The sequence below is a fragment of the Anaerotruncus sp. 1XD42-93 genome, assembly GCF_009917605.1.
Taxonomy (GTDB): domain Bacteria; phylum Bacillota; class Clostridia; order Oscillospirales; family Ruminococcaceae; genus Anaerotruncus.
Genome location: NZ_QZEG01000205.1, coordinates 1 through 758, shown reverse-complemented (window position 1 = coordinate 758; position 758 = coordinate 1). Strand labels below are relative to the sequence as shown.

Here is a 758-nt window from a genome sequence, read left to right as displayed (position 1 = left end):
AGTACCGTCATAAAGCTGGACGGACGCTCTGCAATCGTCAAGTATGTAACCAAGTACATCACCAAAGGCAATGCAAAAATTTTCGGCAAGTTCTATCTTTCGGGCGGCAGGACGCTGAAACGAGAGGTACCAGCCGAATTTCTAAATATTGACTACGCATCGTTTGACGGGCAGGAATACGAGATTCCCGCCGCAGGGATGCGGGTCAAGTACAAGACATTTAATCTGGATTGGGATGAGACAGCCGATGAAGAGGGCTCCCCGCATGAATCATAACAACCTGACCCCACAAAGGGTATTTCTAACCGGCGCATTTCTTCTGGTATTCCTCGCACTGTTCCTGCAAGTTTCCCCGGTTCCCGCTTCGGCGGCGGAATTCATCAAGGTTGAACCTGCTGCAACGATTGAAGCTGAGCCGGACTGGGAATGGATGCATGAAACGCTGAAAGATTCCGGGAATGCCCAGATCGCAGCACTAACCGATCAGCAGGCTGACGATCTCTCCGCCCTGCGGCACAACTCGGACATTTTTCTGTACGGGGTATTCCCGGTAACTGCAAGCCTGCTTCTATTGATCTGGTTTGTGCGCTGGTTCTACCATACTTTTATCGAAGGAGGGTTATAAGCATGTCATTTTCTTTCCTTGATGAACCCTGCATTTTATGTGGCTGGTATGATTCGGATTTTGGATGCACCTGTAGCCCTTTGGAAAAATGGTATCAATGCCCATTAGAGCCAGAACCGGACTGGGATGCCAT

1 protein-coding gene and 1 pseudogene are annotated in these 758 nt (G+C 49.6%); both read left to right on the top strand.

From position 1 onward, the window contains the following. Window positions 1-276 (top strand): annotated as a pseudogene (locus D5269_RS18045) (hypothetical protein); the annotation flags it as partial. Next, window positions 266-625: a hypothetical protein gene (locus tag D5269_RS18040; protein ID WP_120487693.1), complete on the top strand. Its 360-nt coding sequence runs from the start codon at window positions 266-268 to the stop codon at window positions 623-625. The pseudogene D5269_RS18045 and the gene D5269_RS18040, both read left to right, overlap by 11 nt. The last annotated feature ends 133 nt before the right edge of the window (window positions 626-758 follow it).

Coding starts and splice junctions, on each gene's coding strand:
- D5269_RS18040 (WP_120487693.1), top strand. CDS start 266: ATGAATCATAACAACCTGACCCCACAAAGGGTATTTCTAACCGGCGCA.